This is a genomic window from Citrobacter sp. Ce104 (assembly GCF_030334595.1).
Taxonomy (GTDB): Bacteria; Pseudomonadota; Gammaproteobacteria; order Enterobacterales; family Enterobacteriaceae; genus Citrobacter; species Citrobacter europaeus.
Genome location: NZ_JAOWDP010000052.1, coordinates 1 through 23,681 on the forward strand (window position 1 = coordinate 1; position 23,681 = coordinate 23,681).

The window sequence follows — 23,681 nt, forward strand, 5'->3', positions numbered from 1 at the left end:
AATGACAGAAAAATGACTGAGTGCTGCATTCCACAGCAAAACCCCGCCTTATACCCATTTACACACAGAGTTATCCACAAACCACACGATCGTTTCTGCGATCCTCTCTTTATAACAGCCTCTTTCAACAGAAATAAGAAGGGGTCAAAATCGAAAATTAAAAATTCGCGAGCGTTGCGCAAACGTTTTCGTTACAATGCCCCCGCACAACAAGGATGCCCCGTAAGGGGCGTTAGCTGAGTTTTTAGCCAAGAATTCACCTAACGCTCTCTGTAATAGTCAAATCCAGGGGATTTACCATGCAACAACGTCGTCCAGTCCGCCGCGCTCTGCTCAGTGTTTCTGACAAGGCCGGTATCATCGAATTCGCTCAGGCACTTTCCGCACGCGGTGTGGAGCTGCTGTCAACGGGTGGCACTGCGCGCCTGTTAGCGGAGAAAGGTCTGCCAGTGACCGAAGTTTCCGATTACACCGGCTTCCCGGAAATGATGGATGGACGCGTGAAGACCCTGCATCCGAAAGTCCACGGCGGCATTCTTGGTCGTCGCGGTCAGGATGACGGAATTATGGAACAGCACGGTATCGCCCCTATCGATATGGTGGTTGTAAACCTGTATCCGTTCGCCGAGACCGTCGCACGCGAAGGCTGCTCGCTGGAAGATGCGGTAGAGAACATTGATATTGGCGGCCCGACCATGGTGCGTTCCGCTGCCAAGAACCATAAAGACGTAGCGATCGTTGTGAAGAGCAGCGACTACGACGCCATTATTAAAGAGATGGATGCCAACGAAGGCTCCCTGACTCTGGAAACCCGCTTTGACCTCGCGATTAAAGCCTTCGAACACACCGCCGCCTACGACAGTATGATTGCCAACTACTTCGGCAGCATGGTTCCGGCTTATCACGGTGAGAGCAAAGAGGCTGCCGGTCGTTTCCCGCGTACGCTGAACCTGAACTTCATTAAGAAGCAGGATATGCGCTACGGTGAGAACAGCCACCAGCAGGCTGCCTTCTATATAGAAGAGAATGTGAAAGAAGCGTCCGTTGCCACCGCACAGCAAGTACAGGGCAAAGCGCTTTCCTACAACAATATCGCTGATACCGACGCAGCGCTGGAGTGCGTGAAAGAGTTCAACGAGCCAGCCTGCGTGATCGTCAAGCACGCTAACCCGTGCGGCGTGGCGGTAAGCACTTCTATTCTCGATGCTTACGACCGCGCCTATAAAACCGACCCGACCTCCGCGTTTGGCGGCATCATCGCTTTCAACCGCGAGCTGGATGCCGAAACCGCGCAGGCCATCATCTCCCGCCAGTTCGTGGAAGTGATCATCGCCCCATCGGCTACCGAAGACGCACTGAAGATCACCGCCGCGAAACAGAACGTTCGCGTTCTGACCTGCGGCCAGTGGGCACAGCGTGTGCCGGGTCTGGACTTCAAACGCGTTAACGGCGGACTGCTGGTTCAGGACAGGGATCTGGGTATGGTGAGCGAAGGCGAGGTGCGCGTAGTGTCCAAACGTCAGCCGACCGAACAAGAGCTGCGCGATGCGCTGTTCTGCTGGAAGGTCGCCAAGTTCGTGAAATCCAACGCCATTGTTTACGCCAAAGAGAACATGACTATCGGCATAGGCGCAGGCCAGATGAGCCGCGTGTACTCCGCCAAAATCGCGGGCATTAAAGCGGCGGACGAAGGTCTGGAAGTGAAAGGTTCAGCCATGGCTTCCGACGCGTTCTTCCCGTTCCGCGATGGTATTGATGCTGCCGCCGCCGTTGGCGTGAGCTGCGTTATTCAGCCTGGTGGCTCTATCCGTGATGATGAAGTCATTGCCGCTGCCGATGAACACGGTATCGCGATGATCTTTACCGACATGCGCCACTTCCGCCATTAATCCACGGAGCAGACGATGAAAGTATTAGTGATTGGCAACGGCGGACGCGAGCACGCGCTGGCCTGGAAAGCGGCGCAGTCGCCGCTGGTCGATACCGTTTTTGTTGCACCGGGTAACGCAGGCACCGCACTGGAACCCGCGCTGCAAAACGTGGCAATCGCGGTAACCGATATTCCGGCACTGCTGAGCTTTGCCCAGAACGAGAAGATCGATCTGACCATCGTTGGTCCGGAAGCGCCGCTGGTGATTGGCGTGGTCGATGCCTTCCGCGCCGCAGGCCTGAAAATTTTCGGCCCAACCGAAGGTGCTGCACAACTGGAAGGCTCCAAAGCCTTCACCAAAGACTTCCTCGCGCGTCATAACATCCCGACCGCGGAATATCAGAATTTCACCGAGATTGAGCCTGCCCTGGCCTATCTGCGTGAGAAAGGCGCGCCGATCGTCATCAAAGCTGACGGTCTGGCTGCCGGTAAAGGCGTTATCGTGGCGATGACGCTGATCGAGGCCGAAGCTGCCGTTCACGACATGCTGGCGGGTAACGCTTTTGGCGATGCAGGACATCGTATCGTTATCGAAGAGTTCCTCGACGGCGAAGAGGCGAGTTTTATCGTGATGGTCGACGGCGAGCACGTGCTGCCGATGGCCACCAGCCAGGACCACAAGCGCGTAGGTAACGGCGATACCGGCCCGAACACTGGTGGCATGGGCGCATACTCACCGGCCCCGGTGGTGACCGATGAAGTCCACCAGCGCACCATGGAACGCATCATTTGGCCAACCGTGAAAGGCATGGCGGCGGAAGGTAACACCTATACCGGTTTCCTGTACGCGGGTCTGATGATCGACAAGCAAGGCAACCCGAAGGTTATCGAGTTCAACTGCCGCTTCGGCGATCCGGAAACCCAGCCGATCATGCTGCGCATGAAGTCGGACCTGGTGGATCTTTGCCTGGCCGCCTGCGACGGCAAGCTGGATGAGAAAACCTCTGAGTGGGATGAACGCGCCTCGCTGGGTGTGGTCATTGCCGCCGGAGGTTATCCGGGCAACTACAACACCGGCGATGAGATCCACGGCCTGCCGCTGGAGTCTTCAACGGAGGGTAAGGTCTTCCACGCTGGCACCAAACTCGCTGACGACGACCGAGTGCTGACCAGCGGCGGGCGTGTGCTGTGCGCCACCGCCCTGGGTCATACTGTGGCTGAAGCGCAGAAACGCGCTTACGCCCTGATGACCAACATCCGCTGGGACGGCAGCTTCAGCCGTAACGACATCGGCTGGCGCGCCATTGAGCGTGAGCAAAACTAACGGCTGAGCTTAGCCAGCAGCGTTTTGCGCGTAATACCTAACTGACGGGCGGCTTCGGTTTTATTGCCGCCCGTTTTTTCCAGCGCCGCCAGAATCACCTCTTTTTCAACATCCACCAGCGGTTGGATCTCGCCACTGAATTCCGTTTTTATTGGCGTTGCGGCAATCGCCAACGGCAACTCGCGTTCGGAAATATATTCCCCCGTTAACAGCACCACTGAACGCTCAATCGCATTTTCCAGCTCACGAATATTGCCCGGCCAGTCATAGTGGATCAGCAGATCCATCGCCTGCGGAGTAAAGCCTTTCACCGCTTTTCGGTTACGCGCGGCAAAACGCTGGAGAAAATGTTCGGCCAGAAGCGGAATATCTTCCCGACGCTGACACAGTGCTGGCATTTCAATGGTGACGACGTTCAGGCGATAGTAGAGATCCTGGCGAAAGCGCCCGGCGCTGACCTCCTCAGCCAGATTACGATGCGTGGCGGCGATCAGCCGGACATCAACCGCAATAGTCTGGTTGCTGCCAACCCGCTGCACTTCGCGCTCCTGGATAGCCCGCAGCAGACGCACCTGCATCAGCGGTGAGATATCGCCAATTTCATCAAGAAATAACGTGCCGCCATCGGCTTCGACAAAACGCCCTTCCCGGCGTTTATCCGCCCCGGTAAACGCGCCTTTTTCGTGGCCAAAAAGTTCGGACTCCAGCAGCGATTCATTAAGCGCCGCGCAGTTGAGCGTCACCAGCGGCTTATCGCAGCGGGCGCTGCTGGCATGTAGCGCCCGGGCCACCAGCTCTTTCCCCGTGCCTGAGTCTCCGTGAATAAGCACCGTTGCATCCGAAGGAGCAACCATCGCAATTTCGTTGAGCAACTGCTGCATCGCCGGACTGCGGCCAATCATGCCAAACTGTACCGCCGACGCCGATGGCAGTTCAGCGCCCGTTTCCCGGGTATGCGCCAGCGCCTTTTCCAGCGTCTCCTGCAGACGGTCAAAATCCAGCGGCTTGATTAAGTAGTCCAGCGCCCCGGTTTTTAGCGCCTCAACGGCAGTCTCCACGCTGGAGAACGCCGTCATGATTAACACCGGAATCGCCGGATTCAGCGTTTTAATCTCTTTCAGCGTTGCGATGCCGTCCATCTCCGCCATGCGCACATCGCACAGCACTAAATCAAATACGCGTTCGCGCACCTGTTCCAGCGCCGCTCGCCCGCTATAGGCCAGCGCGACCTCATAACCCCAGCCGCGCAGCAACGCCTGTAAAATGGTGCAGTGGCTGATATCGTCATCGACCACCAGAATATTGATTTTTCCGCGCGTCATCCTTGTTGATCCTGTTGTTTCGCTTTGGTCGGCAGCCAAAGGGTAAAGGTCGCGCCTTTGCCCTCAACGCTTGCCACCTGAATGGTACCACCGTGTTGTTCGACTATGTTCTGCACAACCGCCAGCCCGAGACCGGTTCCGTCAGCTTTAGTCGTGAAGTAAGGCGTAAAAATGGCCTCCAGTTGTTCCGCTGCAATCCCTTTCCCGCTATCGGTCACCACGATTTTAACGCGATCGGCGCTGCTTTCACTCGCTTCAACCGTAATCGTGCCCTGATGCCCAATCGCATGAATGGCGTTCAGATACAGGTTCAACAAAACCTGAGTCAGTCGGTCAGGATCGGCCTGAATCGCGGGTAACGTGGAACTGGCCGAAAACTGTAGCTGGATTTCCCGGCTTGCCGCATCCTGACTCACCAGGTGTAATGAGTGGGTGATGACCTCATTAAGATCCACCTGTTGCAACGTCAGATGCGCAGGTTTCACCAGCTCCAGCAGCTCGCTCACTACCCGATTTAAACGATCCGCCTCTTTCGCCATCACCTGAGCCAGTTCGTGCGACTCGCCTCCTGCCGGGGTTCGTTCGGCAAAATACTTTGCTAAGCCTTTGATGGATGAAAGCGGGTTACGAATCTCATGCGCGACCCCAGCCGCCAGATGCCCAAGCGCCATCAGTTTTTCTTTACGCTTCATCGCGTCCTGCAGCTCTTTGTATGAGCGCTGATAGCGCTGATACCAGAAGAACGTCAGCACGGTGGCCAGCAGCACAGCCGCCAGCGCAAAGAGGACTATCAGAGTGTTACGCCACTCTCTTGCCTGAGTCGCGGCCAGATCGCTGGCATCAAAGGCGATAAATATGGTTTGCGCAGGCGTGATAAGCTTTCCGTCATTGCTGGCGCAGCGCGCCATGCCATGGCGTCCAGGACCATACATCGGCTGAAACTGGCGATAAATTTCCAGGGCCGGCGTTTTTTCGCCGTCCCTCGCTGGAATGTCAATATTTCGCCAGCTTTCTTGTTCCCCGGGACTAAGCTGTTGCAGAACATCCGGTGAATAGAGCGTTTTGCCGACCATTGAGGAATTGCTGTGAGTCATAATGACGCCATGCTCATCAACAACGGCAAACCAAAGCACACCGGGTTGTACGGCCATTTCCTCCAGGAGCGTCTGCTGTTGAGCATGATGCATACGCATTCCCATGCCTACGCGCGTACCAGACTCCAGAGCGCGGATCAGCACGCTGCCTTTTTCCAGTAACGTTTGCCGTGCGGCGCCGCTTTCCCGCCCATAGTCCCGAATGGTCATAATCGAAAACCAGCCGACCAAAATCAGGATCGACGCCAGCAAGAGTCGGCTCGCCCACCTGGCCGCCGTGTCCTTATAAAGACGCATACGCTCTCCCTTTACCCACCTGTTCCTTTCAACGTTGCCGGTATACAGCAGAAATCATGCCATTTTTTCTCCTTAAGAACCCTGCCCTCAGACACAAACAGCTGCAAGTAGCGGGTAAAAATGACCCGTTAGCGCGTTCTGGCGAGTCATTTTTACTCGCTTCTCTACAGAGACGACGAGTACAGCGCCCGCAGGGCTGGGATTACCGCTTTGGCACGGAAGATGCAAACAGGCATGTAAGCTAACCGACAGGAGAACGAACCATGAAACGGAACAACAAACTGGCGCTGATTGCACTCTCTCTTATCGCACTGGGCTCGACCCCGGCGCTGGCGCAGAATCACTGGGGATATGGTGACGGAATGCAGCAACGGGGCGGTACGCCAATGACCGCTGAGCAGCAGGCTACCGCGCAGAAAATTTATGATGATTACTACTCACAAACTAGCGCATTGCGCCAACAGCTGACCTCCAAACGTTATGAGTACAACGCGTTGCTAACAGCCAGTTCGCCGGACACGGCAAAAATTAATGCCGTGGCAAAAGAGATGGAGGCGTTGAATCAGTCCCTTGACGAGCAACGCGTTAAACGCGATGTCGCAATGGCGCAGGCAGGCGTACCTCGCGGAGCGGGAATGGGTTACGGCGGATGCGGCGGTGGCGGTTACCATCGCGGCGGCGGCCATATGGGAATGGGCCACTGGTAACAGTATTACCTGATGGCAGATTATCAGAAGGTTTTCTCTTTCGGTTGCCAGTGACAGAAGTCTTCGTTGGCGACCAGCAGGAGCTGCGATCCTTCGGGCGCTTCCAGCCATGCCACGCTCACCTCTACGGATGAATGGCTCTGGCGGCGCTCAATATGGTTTATCGCCCACGATTCAAGATCGGGCTTCAGCGTCTCACCTTCACAGGTTGTGACCGTGTTATTCGCATGCCAGCGTCCCTGACGCAATATCACCCGTCCCTGACGCAACGCATCGCTGGTCTGGCGGATTTGATCGGCACGGTAGCGGTAAAGCGCGATTTGATCGCTGGAAAGCTGCTGCTTAAGACCGTCGACCTCACGCTGCATGAAACTCAGTTCACCCCGGTCATCAAAGCGTATACGAACATGTTCCGGCGGTTTACTGTACACGTTGAGTTCTATCAGAGAGAGCGAGTCACCCTGCCAGCGGTATTCACTGGTGGTGGTATCGCCTTTACGCCACGGACTAAATACCGAGAGCAAGTGAACATCGTCGCTGGAATCTTTACGCCAAATGCGTACTGCCCCCTGATCGCCAACATAGCCGCTGGCTGTGAACGGAGGAAGCTCAGAATGGCGACTGCAGGCAGACAGCAACAGAACACCTGAAAGCCACAGCGAATGACGCCAGATGGACAAAAGGGGCGAAAACGCCCCTTCGATAAAACTGTTCACTGCCACGCGAATTACTTAACCGCGTCTTTCAGTGCTTTACCAGAAACAAATGCCGGTACGTTAGCTGCGGCAATTTTGATTTCTTTACCGGTCTGCGGGTTGCGGCCAGTGCGCTCAGCACGGTGGTTCACTTTGAAGGTACCGAAACCAACCAGTTGTACAGCATCGCCTTCTTTCAGAGACTCAGTAATAGCAGCCAGAGTGGATTCCAGAGCAGCTTTAGCCTGTGTTTTAGACAGTTCTGCTTTGTCTGCAATTACATCAATCAGTTGAGTCTTGTTCATAAGTTATCCTTACAATGTGTTTATCGCTTGCTAAGCATCGAGTGCGACGGAAATGCCAGAAAAGCACTCTCCTGCATACACGCACCGATAGCCACTTTTTTTCGCCCCCCAAATGTAGACCAGACCGGGGGCGGATGGGAAGCCTTCAGGCACGACAAATCAGGCGTTAAATCACGTTTTGTGGTGTCATTGCTGAAAATTTATACCAATATTGCTCTCACCAGCCTCGCGCAGGTCTGCACGAAGCCCTTTTATCAGCTCAATATCGCGTTCTTCACAGTCGGCTAAAAGTCGGAAAATTTCCCACTGAATATCCCATTCTTGTTCAACAGCCGGGTTCTCTTTGAGCTCTTCATCGGTCATTTCGCGACCAGCCTGGGTCATTTCCAGCATCGCAACCGTCGTAATCGAAGCCTTACTAACTTCAATGGCATGCTCCAGCGTTTCACCGCTAAGACGCGAATGCATCAGTTCGCTTAATGCCACACAGGCATCAATCGCCGGATAAACGCCGTACAGATCGTAATCATCTGCAGAAGGAATGGCCTCTTCAAACTTTTCCAGTTGGCTATCGAAATTGATTTTCGCGTCTTTAACCGTCAGCGCTTCCCAAATCAGATCCAGAATTCGGCGGTAAATCTGTCCATCGCCAAATTCAGTTTGCTTGCAGAACATGGCGTAGTTTGGGTACATGCGTTCGCACAGGCAGGCCATAAATGTGACGTGCTGCCAGCTTTCCAGCTTCTCCAGACGCAGGTGAATCGGATTTTGTAACATGATGAGTTCTCAAATACGGAAATTAGCGGCAGTTTACCCGATATGGGGCGTTTTTGCTGCAAGCCGCGTAAAAGCCGGGCGTTCGGATGCCACCGCATCTGCCCAGCGTGTTGGTTCCGGCAGACGATAGCCGTTCATACAGCGTTGCACCCACGCCAGCGCGCTGTCCATACTCACGCGGTGCCCCGTAGAGATAAACAGCGGATTACAGCGTGCTTTGCTGCGCCAGACCCATGCCAGCTGTTCGCCTTTATCCAGCAACGGGGCTAATGCTCCGGGTTCGGCGGCAAGCGGCTCAAACTTGCCGCACAGCCGCTTTTTCGCCACGCCGATCGTCGGGACATCCACCAGCAGGCCAAAATGGCTGGCCACACCCAGACGGCGCGGATGAGAGATACCATGACCGTCAACAAATAGCAGATCGGGCTTGTACGAGAGCAACTGCCAGGCGGCCATCAGCGCGGGGGTTTCGCGAAAGGAGAGAAAGCCAGGAATGTAGGGCATGGTGGTGGCGATTCGCGCCACCTTGTATTCAACCAGTTCCAGCGAGGGGTATTTCAGTAAGACCATCGCGGCTCGCGTCACTTCGCCGCCCTGCTCAAACCCAACGTCCGCCCCGCCGATCAGATCCGGCGGATCGTTCTTCAGGCGATCCTCGCGGATCACCGAAGAGGCCAGTTCAAGCTGCTGCGCGCGCAGCGACGCGAGATCCATAATAACTCCTTAGCAATGGTATTGTTCGGACAGGCGATGCACCGCCTCCACAAACACCCCAGCATGTTCCGGCGGTACGTCCTGATGGATGCCGTGGCCCAGGTTAAAGACATGACCTTCACCGTGACCGAATCCGGCCAGAATCGTCGCAACCTCTTCTTCGATGCGGGCTGGCGGCGCATACAGCATGGACGGATCCATATTGCCCTGTAGCGCCACTTTATGACCAACACGACGACGCGCATCGGCAATATCGGTAGTCCAGTCGAGACCTAACGCATCACAGCCGGTTTCCGCCATCGCTTCCAGCCACTGGCCGCCACCTTTGGTGAACAGCGTCACCGGTACGCGACGACCTTCGTTCTCACGCAGCAGGCCATCGACGATTTTGTGCATGTAGTACAGGGAGAACTGCTGATAGTCGCGACCGGTCAGCACGCCGCCCCAGGTATCGAAAATCATCACCGACTGCGCGCCCGCTTTGATCTGCGCGTTCAGGTACAGGGTGACGCTCTTCGCCAGCTTATCAAGCAGCAGATGCAGCGCTTTTGGATCGGCGTACATCATCTTTTTAATCACGGTGAAGGCCTTGCTGCTGCCGCCTTCGACCATATAGGTCGCCAGCGTCCACGGACTACCGGAGAAGCCGATCAGCGGTACTTCGCCTTTCAGTTCACGGCGAATAGTGCGCACCGCATTCATCACGTAACCCAAGCCATCTTCCGGGTCTGGGATCGGCAGTTTGTCGACATCAGCCTTGCTGGCGATCGGCGAGGTGAAGCGTGGGCCTTCTCCGGCTTCAAAATACAGCCCAAGTCCCATCGCATCAGGAATCGTCAGGATATCCGAGAAGAGGATCGCGGCATCAAGCTTGTAGCGACGCAGCGGCTGCAGCGTGACTTCGCAGGCCAGCTCGGCATTTTTGCACAGCGCCATAAAATCGCCCGCCTCGGCGCGCGTGGCTTTATATTCCGGTAGATAGCGGCCTGCCTGGCGCATCATCCATACCGGAGTGACATCAACGGGCTGGCGCAGCAGCGCACGCAGATAACGATCGTTCTTCAGTTCGGTCATTTTTGCAGTTCCTTATTGCGTCAGTCCATCAGTGTATCACCACTCGTTCTTTACTCGTACTCAGCCCGACACATTGCCACAGTGTCTTCAATCAATCGACGCGCGACGGTGCCTGGCGGGGGTAAAAGCGGTAAGTCGTCATAGCGATACCAGTTCGCTTCCAGCAGCTCTTTCGGGTCAATAACAATTTCGCCGCTATCATACTCCGCCATAAATGCGGTCATCAAAGACTGCGGGAACGGCCATGGCTGAGAAGTGACGTAGCGCAGATTTTTCACCTTAATGCCGCTCTCTTCCATGACTTCACGCGCCACCGCCTGTTCCAGGGTCTCGCCCACTTCGACAAAACCTGCCAGCACGGTATGCACGCCGTTACGATGGCGAACATGCTGGGCGAGCAGGATAGAGTCATCACGGCGAATGGCGACGATAATGCAGGGGGCAATTTGCGGGTAGTAGCGTTCGCGACAGTGGCTACACAGCATCGCCCATTCCGTTTTACTCGGGTGCATGGGATGACCACAGTAACCGCAGAATTTATGCGAACGGTAAAACTCGGCCAGCTGTACGCCGCGTCCGGCCAGTTGAAACAAACCAACATCCTGGTCAATGATCTGGCGTACCGACCCCATATCGTGTCGACGCTGCTGCTGCACCAGCCAGACTGTCTCCCCTTCCCATTCGCCTATTGGCATGGCGCGCTGCCCGGTCAGATCAAAACGGGCTGCGTCGCCGTAAGGCAGTTCGCCATGAGGCAACCATAACTTTTGCTCATGACTGACAATCCACCAGCCGCTATCAAATTTTTCAATTATACGATCCATATCTCTTGCGCAACCTTTGCTTCACAGGCATGTTGTTTACATTATTTTTACATTTACGGGTGAGCAGTTCCTTAACACCATCTTGCGGAGTCAATCATGCTAAACCAGCTGGAAAGCCTGACGGAGCACGTCGGAGGAAGTAATAAACTGGTTGATCGCTGGCTACATGTACGTAAGCACCTGCTCGTGGCTTACTACAATCTGGTTGGCATTAAGCCTGGCAAAGAATCGTACATGCGACTCAATGAAAAAGCGCTGGATGATTTTTGTCAGAGCCTGGTCGATTACCTCTCCACCGGACACTTCAGTATTTATGAACGTATTCTCCATAAATTGGAAGGGAACGGGCAGCTTTTAAAAGCCACAAAAATTTGGCCGCTGCTGGAAGCCAATACGCAGCTGATCATGAACTACTATGATACCAGTCTGGAAACGGCGATTGATCATGATAACTTCCTTGAATTCCAACAGGTTTTATCAGATCTCGGCGAGGCGCTGGAAGCCCGTTTCGTGCTGGAAGATAAGCTGATCATGTTGGTATTTGACGCGATGCACGAGAGTAGTACTCTCAAACGTCATGCTTGAGATTTGCGGCATTAACGCGTAGCTTACATTCATTACCTCTTTACTGAGGTTACTTCTTGTCGGAGTGCTTATTTTCCACAACAGCATGAGTGGAAAAGGCTGAGACCGTTAATTCGGGATCCGCGGAACCTGATCAGGTTAAAACCTGCGAAGGGAACAAGAGTCAATCTGCAATAGCATCGCCTCCGGGCGAGCTTCTCTCTTGCTTCATCCGTCGTCTGACAAGCCATATCCTTACTTTTATCTGGAATGAGCTATGTCTGCCACTACTAAACCTTCACGCCGCGAACAGCGCGCTCAAGCCCAACATTTTATCGATACCCTGGAAGGGACCGCCTTTCCAAACTCAAAACGCATTTATATCACTGGTTCGCAGCCGGATATCCGCATTCCGATGCGCGAAATTCAACTGAGCCCGACGCTGATTGGCGGTAGCAAAGACAACCCGCAGTTCGAAGAGAACGAAGCCGTGCCGGTGTACGACACCTCCGGGCCGTATGGCGATCCTGACGTGGCGATAAACGTCCAGCAGGGTCTGGCAAAACTGCGCCAGCCGTGGATTGTCGCGCGTAACGATAGCGAAGAATTAGACGTCCGTAGTTCCGCTTATACCAAAGAACGTCTGGCCGATGATGGTCTGGACGAGCTACGTTTCACTGGCCTGCTGACGCCAAAGCGCGCCAAAGCCGGTAAGCGAGTCACCCAACTGCATTACGCGCGCCAGGGGATAGTCACCCCGGAGATGGAATTTATCGCCATCCGCGAAAACATGGGCCGCGAGCGCATTCGTAGTGAAGTGCTGCGCCACCAGCATCCGGGGATGAGCTTTGGCGCGCGCCTGCCGGAAAACATTACGCCGGAATTCGTGCGTGATGAAGTCGCCGCGGGCCGCGCGATTATCCCTGCCAACATCAACCACCCGGAATCCGAGCCGATGATCATCGGTCGTAACTTCCTGGTAAAGGTTAACGCGAACATCGGCAACTCTGCCGTCACCTCCTCTATCGAAGAAGAGGTAGAAAAACTGGTGTGGTCAACGCGCTGGGGCGCAGACACAGTGATGGATCTCTCCACCGGCCGCTATATCCACGAAACCCGTGAGTGGATTTTGCGTAACAGTCCGGTACCGATCGGTACTGTACCGATCTACCAGGCGCTGGAGAAGGTCAACGGGATCGCCGAAGATCTCACCTGGGAAGCCTTCCGCGACACGCTGCTGGAGCAGGCTGAACAGGGCGTCGACTACTTCACCATTCACGCGGGCGTGCTGCTGCGCTACGTGCCAATGACCGCCAAACGCCTGACCGGCATTGTCTCACGCGGCGGTTCAATTATGGCGAAATGGTGCCTTTCTCATCACAAAGAGAACTTCCTGTTCGAACATTTCCGCGAGATTTGCGAAATCTGCGCCGCCTACGACGTCTCCTTGTCGCTGGGTGATGGCCTGCGCCCGGGTTCAATTCAGGATGCGAACGACGAAGCGCAGTTCTCCGAACTGCATACGCTGGGCGAGCTGACCAAAATCGCCTGGGAATACGACGTGCAGGTGATGATTGAAGGCCCGGGTCATGTACCCATGCATATGATCCAGCGCAACATGACCGAAGAGTTGGAGAGCTGCCACGAAGCACCGTTCTACACCTTAGGGCCATTAACCACTGACATCGCGCCGGGCTATGACCACTTCACTTCCGGGATCGGTGCGGCGATGATCGGCTGGTTTGGCTGCGCGATGCTATGCTACGTCACACCGAAAGAGCACCTCGGCCTGCCGAACAAAGAAGATGTGAAGCAAGGGCTGATTACCTACAAGATTGCCGCCCACGGCGCTGACTTAGCGAAAGGCCATCCGGGCGCGCAGATCCGCGATAACGCGATGTCGAAAGCGCGCTTCGAATTCCGCTGGGAAGACCAGTTTAACCTCGCGCTCGACCCGTTCACCGCCCGCGCCTACCACGATGAAACCCTGCCACAGGAGTCCGGCAAGGTTGCCCACTTCTGCTCCATGTGCGGGCCGAAGTTCTGCTCGATGAAAATCAGCCAGGAGGTCCGCGACTACGCCGCCGCACAAACTATTGAAGTCGGCATGGCGGATATGTCGGAAAACTTCCGTGCCAAAGGCGGCGAAATCTACCTCAAAAAAGAGGAGGCGTAATGTACCAGCCTGATTTCCCAACCGTGCCGTTCCGCCTCGGGCTTTACCCAGTGGTGGACAGCGTGCAATGGATTGAACGCCTGCTGCAGGCAGGCGTGCGCACGATCCAACTGCGCATTAAAGATAAGCGTGATGAAGAGGTCGAAGCCGACGTCATGGCCGCCATTGAGCTGGGGCGTCGCTATGACGCCCGGCTGTTCATCAACGATTACTGGCGTCTGGCAATTAAGCACCGCGCTTACGGTGTGCATCTGGGCCAGGAAGATCTTGAAACCACTGACCTGAAAGCGATTCAAACGGCGGGACTACGCCTGGGGGTGTCCACTCACGATGATATGGAGATAGACGTCGCGCTCGCCGCTAAACCTTCTTATATCGCGCTGGGTCATGTCTTCCCCACGCAAACCAAGCAGATGCCTTCCGCCCCGCAGGGGCTGACACAGTTGGCAAGTCATATTGAACGACTGGCGGATTACCCGACCGTCGCCATTGGCGGTATCAGCCTTGAGCGTGCCCCGGCAGTGCTGGCGACCGGTGTCGGGAGCATTGCCGTGGTCAGCGCGATTACTCAGGCGGCTGACTGGCGTGAAGCCACGGGCCAGCTACTGGATATCGCGGGAGTGGGCGATGAATGACCGCGACTTTATGCGCTACAGCCGCCAGATCCTGCTCGGCGATATCGCCATTGAAGGCCAACAAAAGCTGCTCGATAGCCATGTGCTGATTATCGGTTTAGGCGGGTTAGGTTCGCCTGCCGCGCTGTATCTGGCGGGAGCAGGCATCGGCAAACTGACGCTGGTAGACGATGACGATATTCATCTGAGCAATCTGCAGCGCCAGATCCTGTTTACCACTGATGATATCGCGCGTTCAAAATCTCAGGTTGCCCAGCAGCGCCTGACGCGGCTCAACCCGGATATCGAACTGGTATCGCTCCAGCAGCGACTGAAAGGCGATGCGCTCCGGCATGCGGTAGCACGTGCCGATGTGGTGCTCGACTGTACCGATAACATGGCCACGCGCCAGGAAATTAATGCCGCCTGCGTAACGCTCAACACACCGCTCATCACCGCCAGCGCCGTCGGCTTTGGCGGCCAACTGATGGTGCTCACGCCACCGTGGGAACAAGGCTGTTATCGCTGCCTGTGGCCAGATGATGTAGAGCCTGAACGCAACTGCCGTACCGCCGGTATCGTCGGACCGGTTGTTGGCGTGATGGGCACCTTGCAGGCGCTGGAAGCGATTAAATTACTCAGCGGTATTGAGACGCCCAGCGGAGAGCTACGCTTGTTTGACGGCAAAACCAGCCAGTGGCGCAGCCTCGCGCTACGACGTGCCAGCGGCTGCCCGGTATGCGGAGGGCAACATGCAGATTCAGTTCAATGATGAGCCGATGCAGTGCGCCGAAGGACAGACCGTCAGCAGCCTGCTCGCTACGCTTAATCAGCTTAAACCGGGCGCGGCGCTGGCGCTCAATCAGCAGATCCTGCCGCGCGAGCAGTGGGAGCAGCAAATCGTGCAGGAAGGCGACCAGATCCTGCTTTTTCAGGTTATTGCAGGGGGTTGATATGTTACGTATTGCCGACAAAACGTTTGATTCACATCTGTTCACCGGTACCGGAAAATTTGCGTCATCGCAGCTAATGGTCGAGGCGATTCGCGCCTCCGGCAGCCAACTGGTGACGCTGGCAATGAAGCGCGTGGATTTACGTCAGCACAACGACGCTATCCTGGCGCCGCTCATTGAAGCGGGCGTTACGCTGCTGCCCAATACATCCGGGGCGAAAACCGCTGAAGAGGCGATTTTTGCCGCCCAACTGGCGCGCGAAGCACTGGGCACCCACTGGCTGAAATTAGAAATCCACCCGGACGCCCGCTGGCTATTGCCGGACCCGATCGAAACGTTGAAAGCCGCAGAAGCACTGGTGAAACAGGGCTTCGTGGTACTGCCTTACTGTGGCGCAGATCCGGTGCTGTGCAAACGGCTGGAAGAGGTTGGCTGTTCGGCGGTAATGCCGCTCGGCGCGCCCATCGGTTCTAATCAGGGGCTGGAAACCAAAGCGATGCTGGAGATTATTATCCAACAGGCGACCGTGCCGGTTGTGGTTGATGCGGGTATCGGCGTCCCCAGCCACGCCACGCAGGCGCTGGAAATGGGCGCCGACGCGGTGCTGGTCAATACGGCGATTGCCGTGGCGGATGACCCAGTGATGATGGCGACAGCATTCCGTCTGGCGGTTGAAGCAGGCTTGCTGGCTCGCCAGGCGGTACCCGGAAGCAAAAGTTCACAAGCAAGCGCCACCAGCCCATTAACCGGATTCCTGGAGGCTTTCTCATGAAAACGTTCAGCGACCGCTGGCGACAGTTGGACTGGGACGACATCCGCCTGCGCATCAACGGTAAAACCGCCGCTGACGTGGAGCGCGCCCTCAACGCTTCACAGCTTAGCCGCGATGATTTGATGGCACTGCTTTCCCCCGCCGCTGCCGATTATCTGGAGCCGCTGGCGCAGCGGGCGCAGAAGCTCACCCGTCAGCGTTTCGGCAACACCGTTAGTTTTTACGTCCCGCTCTATCTTTCTAATCTTTGCGCCAACGACTGCACCTACTGCGGTTTTTCGATGAGCAACCGTATCAAACGCAAAACGCTGGACGAAGATGAGATACAACGGGAGTGTGCGGCTATCCGTGATCTGGGTTTTGAGCATCTGCTGCTGGTCACCGGTGAACATCAGGCAAAAGTGGGGATGGATTATTTTCGTCACCATTTACCCGCTATTCGCCGCCAGTTTGCCTCATTACAGATGGAGGTACAGCCGTTGTCAGAAGCTGAATATGCGGAGCTGAAGACACTGGGGCTGGATGGCGTGATGGTGTATCAGGAGAGTTATCATGAAGCGATTTACGCCCACCACCATCTGAAGGGGAAAAAGCAGGATTTCTTCTGGCGACTGGAAACGCCGGACAGGCTGGGCCGCGCCGGGATCGACAAAATCGGTCTTGGCGCGTTAATTGGTTTGTCCGACAGCTGGCGTGTTGATTGCTATATGGTAGCTGAACATCTGTTGTGGATGCAGCAGCATTACTGGCAGAGCCGCTACTCCATCTCCTTCCCTCGCCTGCGCCCATGCACCGGAGGCGTTGAGCCAGCATCGATCATGGATGAGCGACAGTTGGTCCAGACCATTTGCGCGTTTCGTTTACTGGCACCAGAAATTGAGCTGTCGCTTTCAACCCGAGAATCGCCATGGTTTCGTGACCATGTGATCCCGCTGGCGATCAACAATGTCAGCGCCTTCTCAAAAACCCAGCCCGGTGGTTATGCCGATAACCATCCTGAACTGGAACAGTTCTCCCCACATGACGCTCGTCGCCCGGAAGCCGTTGCTGAAGCACTCATGGCGCAGGGATTACAGCCCGTGTGGAAAGACTGGGACAGCTATCTGGGACGCGCTGCCCAGATGCCCTAAGTCCAACGCTATTCAGGACGGGTCAGCATAAACAAAAAAACCCGCTTTCGCGGGTTTTTTCTTCACTGGCACTTAACTGCTCAGGCTCTGGCCTTCATCGCTATCGTAAGCGTTCGTGAAATTATCGGCGTTTACAGCGCGACAACGTTAACAGCAGACGGGCCTTTGGCGCCATTCTCCACGGAGAACTCCACCTTTTGACCTTCGTCTAACGTTTTATAATCGTTACTCTGGATAGCAGAGAAATGCACAAACACGTCCTTGCTACCGTCCTGAGGAGTGATAAAGCCGAAGCCTTTCTCAGAGTTAAACCATTTTACTAAACCAGTCATTTTGTTAGACATAGATACTTCCTTTCATTTTTTTGAGCCGCTTACGCAGCGAAGATGGCCTGTTTTGCAGAAATTAACTTATGGGGCACTTAGGGAGGAGGCTCATGAAGAAGAGTATCTGAGGATAACGCTTGAACTGAGAACTGCTTTACTAAAACTGCTTGCATAAGGTCTGTGTTCCAAACCGATGCCGCTATAGTAGACCTACTTCTAATCATTAAGCAAGCATTAATTTTTTTAATACTCACTGAGTGATGAAATGTTAAACCATCGCGGCTGAGCATCCCGGATAACCGCTTGATCTACAATGAACAAAAGCCCCGACTATTGCAGTCAGGGCTTTAAGTTACTACACACTTCAGATTTAACATTAATAAACTTAACGATTTAATACTGCTGATGGTACTGCTTTAAAATGTACACGTTTACCACAGATAATATTGGATATTGATACTAACTAAAACCTTCCTCTATTTACCGTTAAACACATTCCACCCGCTTGATAATAGAACTCAAGGCTGGTGACCTAAACAAGTACACTTCCCCTCGCGACATATACTCTTTGATGCGTTGCCTTATTTCCCTTGCGATAACCAGAAAAATAGATATCGCAAAAATTTACTATTAAATCATGGCGTTACATCGTCGCGTTTAACTGACTTTTTGCGATTAGTTAAATCAACTACGTGGCCTGAAAGCATTGTCGAAGTGAAAAAATAGTGTTTTCAGCATCGACTATCCCATACAAAAATACTTCGTGGCCTTTATCGCAACCCCCAATAAAGCTCTACTAACACTTACTACGTTAACAGCAAACTACAATTTCTCCGCTGTTAAGTATTAACATACGGGTTTAAAAAATGCTGTCAATACTGTTTTTTATAACATGTCTTTATTGACAGTAATTATATATTCCCGCATGTGATAAGCGAGTCAAAAAGCCGACGGCCCCGGTCCAGATCGTAGGGTTTTGCCTCTTTTTGTAACCGGTTTCAGAAAAAGTGGTTTTCTTTGTGATGCCTTGCACACAATCGTTGCAAAGCAGTTGTTGTTACAGTTGGCTCGCGATAATTATCAACCCACACATGTTGCTCGAGACTGCTTATGAAAAACATCGTTTTATGCTGTGCCGCCGGAATGTCCACCAGTATGCTGGTGCAAAAGATGAAAGATGCCGCCCAGAAAAAAGGTGTCGACGTCACTATCAAAGCGGTCCCGGTGGCTGAATTTGCAGAGAATATCGCCACTGCGGATATCGTGTTGCTCGGTCCACAGGTTAAGTATGAGCAGGCCAAGCTGCAGGCGCTCGCCGATCCGCTAGGTAAAAAGGTCGCCGTCATCGATATGATGGATTACGGCATGATGAAAGGCGATGCTGTACTGGACAAAGCGCTGAAACTACTGGAGTGATGGCATGGAAGAGTTAGAAACGATCATCATGGAATTATTGGTAAACGCCGGCGCTGCGCGCAGTCAGGCCCTGGCGGCGCTACAGCTGGCGCGTAAAGGTGATTTCCCGGGTGCAGAACAAGCGATGACGGAATCACGCGAGTACGTTAAACAAGCGCATAAAATCCAGACCCAACTGATCGGAATTGACGAAGGTACCGGCAAGCTACCGGTTAATCTCATCACCGTCCATTCGCAGGATCACCTGATGAACGCGATGGTGATTCAGGATTTGGCGGGAGATATGATTGAGCTTTATCGGCGTTTACCGCCGGTAAATTAATGACATTGCCGGATGGATTCGTCGCCTCCCAGGCCCGACAAGCACATCGCCATCAGGCATAACATAGACATAAAAAAACCCGCCGAAGCGGGTTTTTTATTAGGATCAGCAACGATTAATCGTTGTCAGAACCGCCCAGGCCTGCATTCAGCAGTTCTGCCAGGCTGGCAGACGCATCTTCAGCAGTCACCTGCGGAGCAGCCGGCAGTTCGCCCGCTGCGCGACGGCGCATACGATCCTGGTGGTACGCATAACCGGTACCTGCCGGGATCAGACGACCCACGATTACGTTCTCTTTCAGACCGCGCAGTTCATCACGTTTACCTGCAACAGCGGCTTCGGTCAGGACACGCGTGGTTTCCTGGAACGATGCTGCAGAGATGAAGGACTCGGTTGCCAGAGACGCTTTGGTGATACCCAGCAGATCGCGGGAGAACGTTGCACCCACTTTGCCGTTCGCTTCCAGATCGCGGTTGGCAATCTTGACGCGGGAGTATTCAACCTGCTCGCCTTCCAGGAAGTCGGAGCTACCAGCGTTTTCGATGGTGGCTTTACGCAGCATCTGACGAACGATAACTTCGATGTGTTTATCGTTAATCTTAACGCCCTGCAGACGGTATACGTCCTGAACTTCGTTAACGATGTAACGAGTTACAGCATGCACACCACGCAGACGCAGGATGTCGTGCGGCGCTTCCGGACCGTCGGAAACAACGTCACCACGTTCTACACGTTCACCTTCGAACACGTTGAGCTGACGCCATTTCGGAATCATCTCTTCGTACGGTTCGCTACCGTCTACCGGGGTGATAACCAGACGACGTTTCCCTTTGGTTTCTTTACCGAAGGAAATGATGCCGCTGATTTCAGCCAGGATTGCCGGCTCTTTCGGACGACGTGCTTCGAACAGGTCCGCAACGCGCGGCAGACCACCGGTGATATCCTTGGTACCGCCTGATTCCTGCGGAACACGCGCCAGGGTGTCACCAGAGCTGATCTGTACGCCATCTTCCAGCTGAACAATTGCTTTACCCGGCAGGAAGTACTGAGCAGGCATATCGGTGCCTGGGATCAGAACGTCGTTGCCCTGAGCATCAACAATTTTCAGTGCCGGACGCAGGTCTTTACCACCCGCAGTACGCTCTGCAGAATCCAGAACCACCAGAGAAGACAGACCGGTCAGCTCGTCGGTCTGACGAGTAATGGTCTGGCCGTCGATCATGTCAGTGAAGCGGACGAAACCACTCACTTCGGTGATAACCGGCATGGTGTGCGGATCCCAGTTCGCTACGGTTTCGCCGCCAGCAACCTGTTCGCCATCACCTTTCGCCATAACGGAGCCGTAAGGCACTTTATAGCTTTCTTTGGTACGACCGAATTCGTCGATCAGTTTCAGTTCGGTGTTACGTGAGGTGATAACCAGTTTACCGCTGGAGTTCACAACCGACTTCGCATTGCTCAGACGGATGCTACCTTTGTTTTTCACCTGGATGCTGGATTCAGCAGCCGCACGAGATGCCGCACCACCGATGTGGAACGTACGCATCGTCAGCTGTGTACCCGGTTCACCGATGGACTGTGCCGCGATAACGCCGATTGCTTCACCTTTGTTGATGATGTGGCCACGCGCCAGGTCACGACCGTAGCAGTGCGCACATACACCAAAGTCGGTGTCACAGGATACAACGGAACGGACTTTAACGGAGTCAACGGAGTTCTCTTCCAGCAGGTCACACCACTGTTCGTGCAGCAGCGTGTTGCGTGGAACCAGAATATCCGCGGTGCCCGGCTTCAGAACGTCTTCAGCAGTCACACGACCCAATACGCGATCGCGCAGCGGTTCTTTAACGTCACCACCCTCGATAACCGGGGTCATGGTGATGCCTTCCAGAGTGCCACAATCGTCTTCAGTCACCACCAGATCCTGCGCGACGTCAACCAGACGACGAGTCAGATAACCGGAGTTCGCTGTTTTCAGTGCGGTATCCGCCAGACCTTTACGCGCACCGTGAGTAGAGATGAAGTACTGGAGTACGTTCAGACCTTCACGGAAGTTCGCGGTGATCGGCGTTTCGATGATGGAGCCATCTGGCTTCGCCATCAGACCACGCATACCGGCCAGCTGACGAATCTGTGCTGCGGAACCACGCGCACCGGAGTCGGCCATCATGTAGATGCTGTTGAAGGAAACCTGCTGCTCTTCTACGCCGTCACGGTTAATAACGGTTTCAGTTTGCAGGTTATCCATCATCGCTTTGGATACACGATCGTTCGCCGCAGCCCAGATATCGATAACTTTGTTATAGCGTTCGCCTGCGGTTACCAGACCAGACTGGAACTGCTCCTGGATCTCAGCAACTTCAGCTTCTGCTTCAGAGATGATCTCGTGTTTCTTCTCTGGGATGACCATGTCATCAATACCAACAGATGCACCTGAACGCGCTGCATAAGCAAAGCCGGTGTACATTGTCTGGTCAGCGAAGATAACGGTCGGCTTCAGGCCCAGAATGCGGTAACAGGTGTTCAGCATTTTGGAGATTGCTTTCTTGCCCAGCGCCTGGTTGACGATGGAGAAAGGCAGACCTTTCGGTACGATCATCCACAGAATGGCGCGACCAACGGTCGTGTCTTTCAGGCTGGTGTGCGCAACGAATTCGCCGTTTTCATCTTTTTCATATTCAGTGATACGCACTTTAACGCGCGCATGCAGAGAGGCCAGACCTGCGCGATAGATACGCTCAGCTTCTTTCGGGCCAGTCAGCACCATGCCTTCGCCTTTGGCGTTAACACAGTCACGGGTCATGTAGTACAGACCCAATACAACGTCCTGAGACGGAACGATGATAGGTTCGCCGTTCGCCGGAGACAGGATGTTGTTGGTAGACATCATCAGCGCACGCGCTTCGAGCTGGGCTTCCAGCGTCAGCGGTACGTGAACAGCCATCTGGTCACCATCGAAGTCGGCGTTATATGCCGCACAAACCAGCGGGTGCAGCTGGATAGCTTTACCTTCGATCAGTACTGGTTCAAATGCCTGGATACCCAGACGGTGCAGTGTTGGTGCACGGTTCAGCAGTACCGGGTGTTCGCGGATAACTTCGTCCAGGATATCCCAAACGACAGCTTCTTCACGCTCAACCATTTTCTTAGCGGCTTTGATGGTGGTGGCGAGGCCACGCAGTTCCAGCTTGCCGTAGATGAACGGTTTGAACAGTTCCAGTGCCATTTTCTTCGGCAGACCGCACTGATGCAGACGCAGGTATGGACCTACGGTGATTACAGAACGACCGGAGTAGTCAACACGCTTACCGAGCAGGTTCTGACGGAAACGACCCTGTTTACCTTTGATCATGTCGGCCAAAGATTTCAGAGGACGTTTGTTAGAACCAGTGATCGCACGACCGCGACGACCGTTATCCAGCAGGGCGTCAACCGCTTCCTGCAGCATACGTTTTTCGTTGCGTACGATGATGTCCGGCGCAGCCAGATCCAGCAGACGTTTCAGACGGTTGTTACGGTTGATAACGCGACGATACAGATCGTTAAGATCCGATGTTGCGAAACGACCGCCATCCAGCGGAACCAGCGGACGCAGATCTGGCGGCAGAACCGGCAGAACGGTCAGGATCATCCACTCTGGCTTGTTGCCAGACTGTACGAAGGCTTCCAGCAGTTTGATACGCTTGGTCAGCTTCTTACGCTTGGTTTCGGAGTTGGTTTCGTTCAGCTCTTCGCGCAGAGTTTCACACTCTTGCTCCAGATCCATGCTCTTCAGCAGGGCCTGAATGGCTTCCGCACCCATCTTCGCGTCGAATTCGTCACCGAACTCTTCCAGCGCGTCCAGATACTGCTCTTCAGTCAGGATCTGTTGACGTTCCAGGTTAGTCATACCGCCTTCGATAACAACATAAGATTCGAAGTACAGTACACGTTCGATATCGCGCAGCGGCATATCGAGCAGCAAACCGATACGGGACGGCAGAGATTTCAGGAACCAGATGTGAGCGGTCGGAGACGCCAGCTCGATGTGGCCCATACGCTCACGGCGTACTTTGGTCTGGGTCACTTCAACGCCGCACTTCTCACAGATCACACCACGGTGTTTCAGGCGCTTGTACTTACCGCACAGGCACTCATAGTCTTTTACCGGCCCAAAGATACGGGCGCAGAAAAGGCCGTCACGTTCAGGTTTGAACGTACGGTAGTTGATGGTTTCCGGCTTCTTAACTTCACCGAAAGACCATGAACGGATCATGTCTGGCGAAGCCAGAGCAATTTTGATCGCATCAAACTCTTCGGTTTTAGTCTGCGCTTTCAGAAACTTTAATAAATCTTTCACGGATTTGCTCCCGTCGGAGTTAGCACAATCTGGCGCTGGCTGTTACGCCAGCACCAGTGACCTGTT

22 protein-coding genes and 1 riboswitch are annotated in these 23,681 nt (G+C 54.4%); of the genes, 12 read left to right on the top strand and 10 right to left on the bottom strand.

Going from position 1 to position 23,681, the window contains the following annotated elements; genetic code table 11:
* Window positions 1–299 precede the first annotated feature (299 nt).
* Together purH and purD are read left to right on the top strand one after the other, a co-directional pair.
* Window positions 300–1,889 carry a bifunctional phosphoribosylaminoimidazolecarboxamide formyltransferase/IMP cyclohydrolase gene (gene purH / locus OGW16_RS04960; RefSeq protein ID WP_286518037.1) on the top strand — a complete coding sequence of 530 codons (1,590 nt, stop codon included), beginning with the start codon at window positions 300–302 and terminating at the stop codon, window positions 1,887–1,889.
* 15 nt (window positions 1,890–1,904) lie between these two features.
* Window positions 1,905–3,194 carry a phosphoribosylamine--glycine ligase gene (gene purD / locus OGW16_RS04965; RefSeq protein ID WP_080625873.1) on the top strand — a complete coding sequence of 430 codons (1,290 nt, stop codon included), beginning with the start codon at window positions 1,905–1,907 and terminating at the stop codon, window positions 3,192–3,194.
* Here purD and zraR read toward each other — a convergent pair.
* Together zraR and zraS are read right to left on the bottom strand one after the other, a co-directional pair.
* Window positions 3,191–4,516: a sigma-54-dependent response regulator transcription factor ZraR gene (gene zraR, locus OGW16_RS04970; protein ID WP_047407307.1), complete on the bottom strand. Its 1,326-nt coding sequence runs from the start codon at window positions 4,514–4,516 to the stop codon at window positions 3,191–3,193. The two genes, purD and zraR, sit on opposite strands and share 4 nt — an antisense overlap.
* On the bottom strand, window positions 4,513–5,907 hold the full coding sequence (gene zraS, locus OGW16_RS04975) for a two-component system sensor histidine kinase ZraS (protein ID WP_047407310.1): 1,395 nt from the start codon (window positions 5,905–5,907) through the stop codon (window positions 4,513–4,515). Before zraS ends, zraR begins: the two co-directional genes overlap by 4 nt.
* Window positions 5,908–6,170: 263 nt before the next feature.
* On the opposite strand from zraS, the gene zraP reads away from it, so the two are divergent.
* Window positions 6,171–6,614 carry a zinc resistance sensor/chaperone ZraP gene (zraP, locus tag OGW16_RS04980; RefSeq protein ID WP_080625874.1) on the top strand — a complete coding sequence of 148 codons (444 nt, stop codon included), beginning with the start codon at window positions 6,171–6,173 and terminating at the stop codon, window positions 6,612–6,614.
* 23 nt (window positions 6,615–6,637) lie between these two features.
* Here the strand turns inward: zraP and OGW16_RS04985 are convergent, their stop codons facing one another.
* From OGW16_RS04985 to nudC, 6 genes are all read right to left on the bottom strand, one after another.
* The gene (locus OGW16_RS04985) at window positions 6,638–7,330 is read right to left on the bottom strand and encodes a DUF1481 domain-containing protein (protein WP_087052699.1); all 693 of its coding nucleotides are present in this window, start codon (window positions 7,328–7,330) and stop codon (window positions 6,638–6,640) included.
* Window positions 7,331–7,341: 11 nt separating this feature from the next.
* Entirely contained in the window at window positions 7,342–7,614 is a 273-nt protein-coding gene (gene hupA / locus OGW16_RS04990) for a nucleoid-associated protein HU-alpha (RefSeq protein WP_001044509.1), read from the bottom strand.
* Window positions 7,615–7,800: 186 nt separating this feature from the next.
* Entirely contained in the window at window positions 7,801–8,391 is a 591-nt protein-coding gene (locus OGW16_RS04995) for a YjaG family protein (protein WP_003842015.1), read from the bottom strand.
* Window positions 8,392–8,424: 33 nt separating this feature from the next.
* A complete protein-coding gene (gene nfi, locus OGW16_RS05000; protein ID WP_047407329.1) occupies window positions 8,425–9,105 on the bottom strand; it encodes a deoxyribonuclease V in 681 nt (226 codons plus the stop codon).
* A 9-nt stretch (window positions 9,106–9,114) separates the two neighbouring features.
* Window positions 9,115–10,179 (bottom strand): uroporphyrinogen decarboxylase, encoded by a 1,065-nt coding sequence (gene hemE / locus OGW16_RS05005; RefSeq protein ID WP_181230909.1) that lies wholly within the window; start codon window positions 10,177–10,179, stop codon window positions 9,115–9,117.
* 50 nt (window positions 10,180–10,229) lie between these two features.
* Window positions 10,230–11,003, bottom strand: coding sequence for an NAD(+) diphosphatase (gene nudC, locus OGW16_RS05010; protein WP_047407335.1), 774 nt, complete (start codon window positions 11,001–11,003; stop codon window positions 10,230–10,232).
* 96 nt (window positions 11,004–11,099) lie between these two features.
* Between nudC and OGW16_RS05015 the strand changes: the two genes are divergently transcribed.
* The 7 genes from OGW16_RS05015 to thiH all read left to right on the top strand — a co-directional run bounded on the left by OGW16_RS05015 (window position 11,100) and on the right by thiH (window position 17,212).
* On the top strand, window positions 11,100–11,588 hold the full coding sequence (locus tag OGW16_RS05015) for an Rsd/AlgQ family anti-sigma factor (protein WP_043018026.1): 489 nt from the start codon (window positions 11,100–11,102) through the stop codon (window positions 11,586–11,588).
* Window positions 11,589–11,638: 50 nt separating this feature from the next.
* A riboswitch (TPP riboswitch) is annotated at window positions 11,639–11,761 on the top strand.
* Window positions 11,762–11,844: 83 nt separating this feature from the next.
* Window positions 11,845–13,743: a phosphomethylpyrimidine synthase ThiC gene (gene thiC, locus OGW16_RS05020; RefSeq protein ID WP_181230910.1), complete on the top strand. Its 1,899-nt coding sequence runs from the start codon at window positions 11,845–11,847 to the stop codon at window positions 13,741–13,743.
* The gene (gene thiE / locus OGW16_RS05025) at window positions 13,743–14,378 is read left to right on the top strand and encodes a thiamine phosphate synthase (RefSeq protein WP_080625875.1); all 636 of its coding nucleotides are present in this window, start codon (window positions 13,743–13,745) and stop codon (window positions 14,376–14,378) included. The genes thiC and thiE overlap by 1 nt, the downstream gene beginning before the upstream one ends.
* Complete coding sequence (locus OGW16_RS05030; protein WP_075145379.1) at window positions 14,371–15,129, top strand: HesA/MoeB/ThiF family protein; 759 nt, start codon at window positions 14,371–14,373, stop codon at window positions 15,127–15,129. The genes thiE and OGW16_RS05030 overlap by 8 nt, the downstream gene beginning before the upstream one ends.
* Entirely contained in the window at window positions 15,110–15,310 is a 201-nt protein-coding gene (gene thiS, locus OGW16_RS05035; RefSeq protein ID WP_001583973.1) for a sulfur carrier protein ThiS, read from the top strand. Before OGW16_RS05030 ends, thiS begins: the two co-directional genes overlap by 20 nt.
* A gap of 1 nt (window position 15,311) precedes the next feature.
* Window positions 15,312–16,082 (top strand): thiazole synthase, encoded by a 771-nt coding sequence (gene thiG / locus OGW16_RS05040; RefSeq protein WP_087050389.1) that lies wholly within the window; start codon window positions 15,312–15,314, stop codon window positions 16,080–16,082.
* Window positions 16,079–17,212: a 2-iminoacetate synthase ThiH gene (gene thiH / locus OGW16_RS05045; RefSeq protein WP_043018021.1), complete on the top strand. Its 1,134-nt coding sequence runs from the start codon at window positions 16,079–16,081 to the stop codon at window positions 17,210–17,212. Before thiG ends, thiH begins: the two co-directional genes overlap by 4 nt.
* Window positions 17,213–17,343: 131 nt before the next feature.
* Here the strand turns inward: thiH and cspE are convergent, their stop codons facing one another.
* Window positions 17,344–17,556 carry a transcription antiterminator/RNA stability regulator CspE gene (cspE, locus tag OGW16_RS05050; RefSeq protein WP_043018020.1) on the bottom strand — a complete coding sequence of 71 codons (213 nt, stop codon included), beginning with the start codon at window positions 17,554–17,556 and terminating at the stop codon, window positions 17,344–17,346.
* 1,092 nt (window positions 17,557–18,648) lie between these two features.
* On the opposite strand from cspE, the gene OGW16_RS05055 reads away from it, so the two are divergent.
* Together OGW16_RS05055 and OGW16_RS05060 are read left to right on the top strand one after the other, a co-directional pair.
* Window positions 18,649–18,954 (top strand): PTS sugar transporter subunit IIB, encoded by a 306-nt coding sequence (locus OGW16_RS05055; protein WP_043018019.1) that lies wholly within the window; start codon window positions 18,649–18,651, stop codon window positions 18,952–18,954.
* Window positions 18,955–18,958: 4 nt separating this feature from the next.
* The gene (locus OGW16_RS05060) at window positions 18,959–19,276 is read left to right on the top strand and encodes a PTS lactose/cellobiose transporter subunit IIA (RefSeq protein WP_199995253.1); all 318 of its coding nucleotides are present in this window, start codon (window positions 18,959–18,961) and stop codon (window positions 19,274–19,276) included.
* 115 nt (window positions 19,277–19,391) lie between these two features.
* Here the strand turns inward: OGW16_RS05060 and rpoC are convergent, their stop codons facing one another.
* Window positions 19,392–23,615, bottom strand: coding sequence for a DNA-directed RNA polymerase subunit beta' (gene rpoC, locus OGW16_RS05065; protein ID WP_043018017.1), 4,224 nt, complete (start codon window positions 23,613–23,615; stop codon window positions 19,392–19,394).
* Between the last annotated feature and the right edge of the window lie 66 nt (window positions 23,616–23,681).

Bases quoted from the DNA above. Each gene is read 5' to 3' on its own strand.
- purD (WP_080625873.1), top strand. From the start codon at position 1,905: ATGAAAGTATTAGTGATTGGCAACGGCGGACGCGAGCACGCGCTGGCC.
- nudC (WP_047407335.1), bottom strand. From the start codon at position 11,003: ATGGATCGTATAATTGAAAAATTTGATAGCGGCTGGTGGATTGTCAGT.
- zraP (WP_080625874.1), top strand. From the start codon at position 6,171: ATGAAACGGAACAACAAACTGGCGCTGATTGCACTCTCTCTTATCGCA.
- OGW16_RS05055 (WP_043018019.1), top strand. From the start codon at position 18,649: ATGAAAAACATCGTTTTATGCTGTGCCGCCGGAATGTCCACCAGTATG.
- thiE (WP_080625875.1), top strand. From the start codon at position 13,743: ATGTACCAGCCTGATTTCCCAACCGTGCCGTTCCGCCTCGGGCTTTAC.
- zraR (WP_047407307.1), bottom strand. From the start codon at position 4,516: ATGACGCGCGGAAAAATCAATATTCTGGTGGTCGATGACGATATCAGC.
- OGW16_RS04995 (WP_003842015.1), bottom strand. From the start codon at position 8,391: ATGTTACAAAATCCGATTCACCTGCGTCTGGAGAAGCTGGAAAGCTGG.
- nfi (WP_047407329.1), bottom strand. From the start codon at position 9,105: ATGGATCTCGCGTCGCTGCGCGCGCAGCAGCTTGAACTGGCCTCTTCG.
- thiC (WP_181230910.1), top strand. From the start codon at position 11,845: ATGTCTGCCACTACTAAACCTTCACGCCGCGAACAGCGCGCTCAAGCC.
- thiG (WP_087050389.1), top strand. From the start codon at position 15,312: ATGTTACGTATTGCCGACAAAACGTTTGATTCACATCTGTTCACCGGT.
- OGW16_RS05030 (WP_075145379.1), top strand. From the start codon at position 14,371: ATGAATGACCGCGACTTTATGCGCTACAGCCGCCAGATCCTGCTCGGC.
- thiH (WP_043018021.1), top strand. From the start codon at position 16,079: ATGAAAACGTTCAGCGACCGCTGGCGACAGTTGGACTGGGACGACATC.
- thiS (WP_001583973.1), top strand. From the start codon at position 15,110: ATGCAGATTCAGTTCAATGATGAGCCGATGCAGTGCGCCGAAGGACAG.
- cspE (WP_043018020.1), bottom strand. From the start codon at position 17,556: ATGTCTAACAAAATGACTGGTTTAGTAAAATGGTTTAACTCTGAGAAA.
- purH (WP_286518037.1), top strand. From the start codon at position 300: ATGCAACAACGTCGTCCAGTCCGCCGCGCTCTGCTCAGTGTTTCTGAC.
- zraS (WP_047407310.1), bottom strand. From the start codon at position 5,907: ATGCGTCTTTATAAGGACACGGCGGCCAGGTGGGCGAGCCGACTCTTG.
- hemE (WP_181230909.1), bottom strand. From the start codon at position 10,179: ATGACCGAACTGAAGAACGATCGTTATCTGCGTGCGCTGCTGCGCCAG.
- OGW16_RS05015 (WP_043018026.1), top strand. From the start codon at position 11,100: ATGCTAAACCAGCTGGAAAGCCTGACGGAGCACGTCGGAGGAAGTAAT.
- OGW16_RS05060 (WP_199995253.1), top strand. From the start codon at position 18,959: ATGGAAGAGTTAGAAACGATCATCATGGAATTATTGGTAAACGCCGGC.
- hupA (WP_001044509.1), bottom strand. From the start codon at position 7,614: ATGAACAAGACTCAACTGATTGATGTAATTGCAGACAAAGCAGAACTG.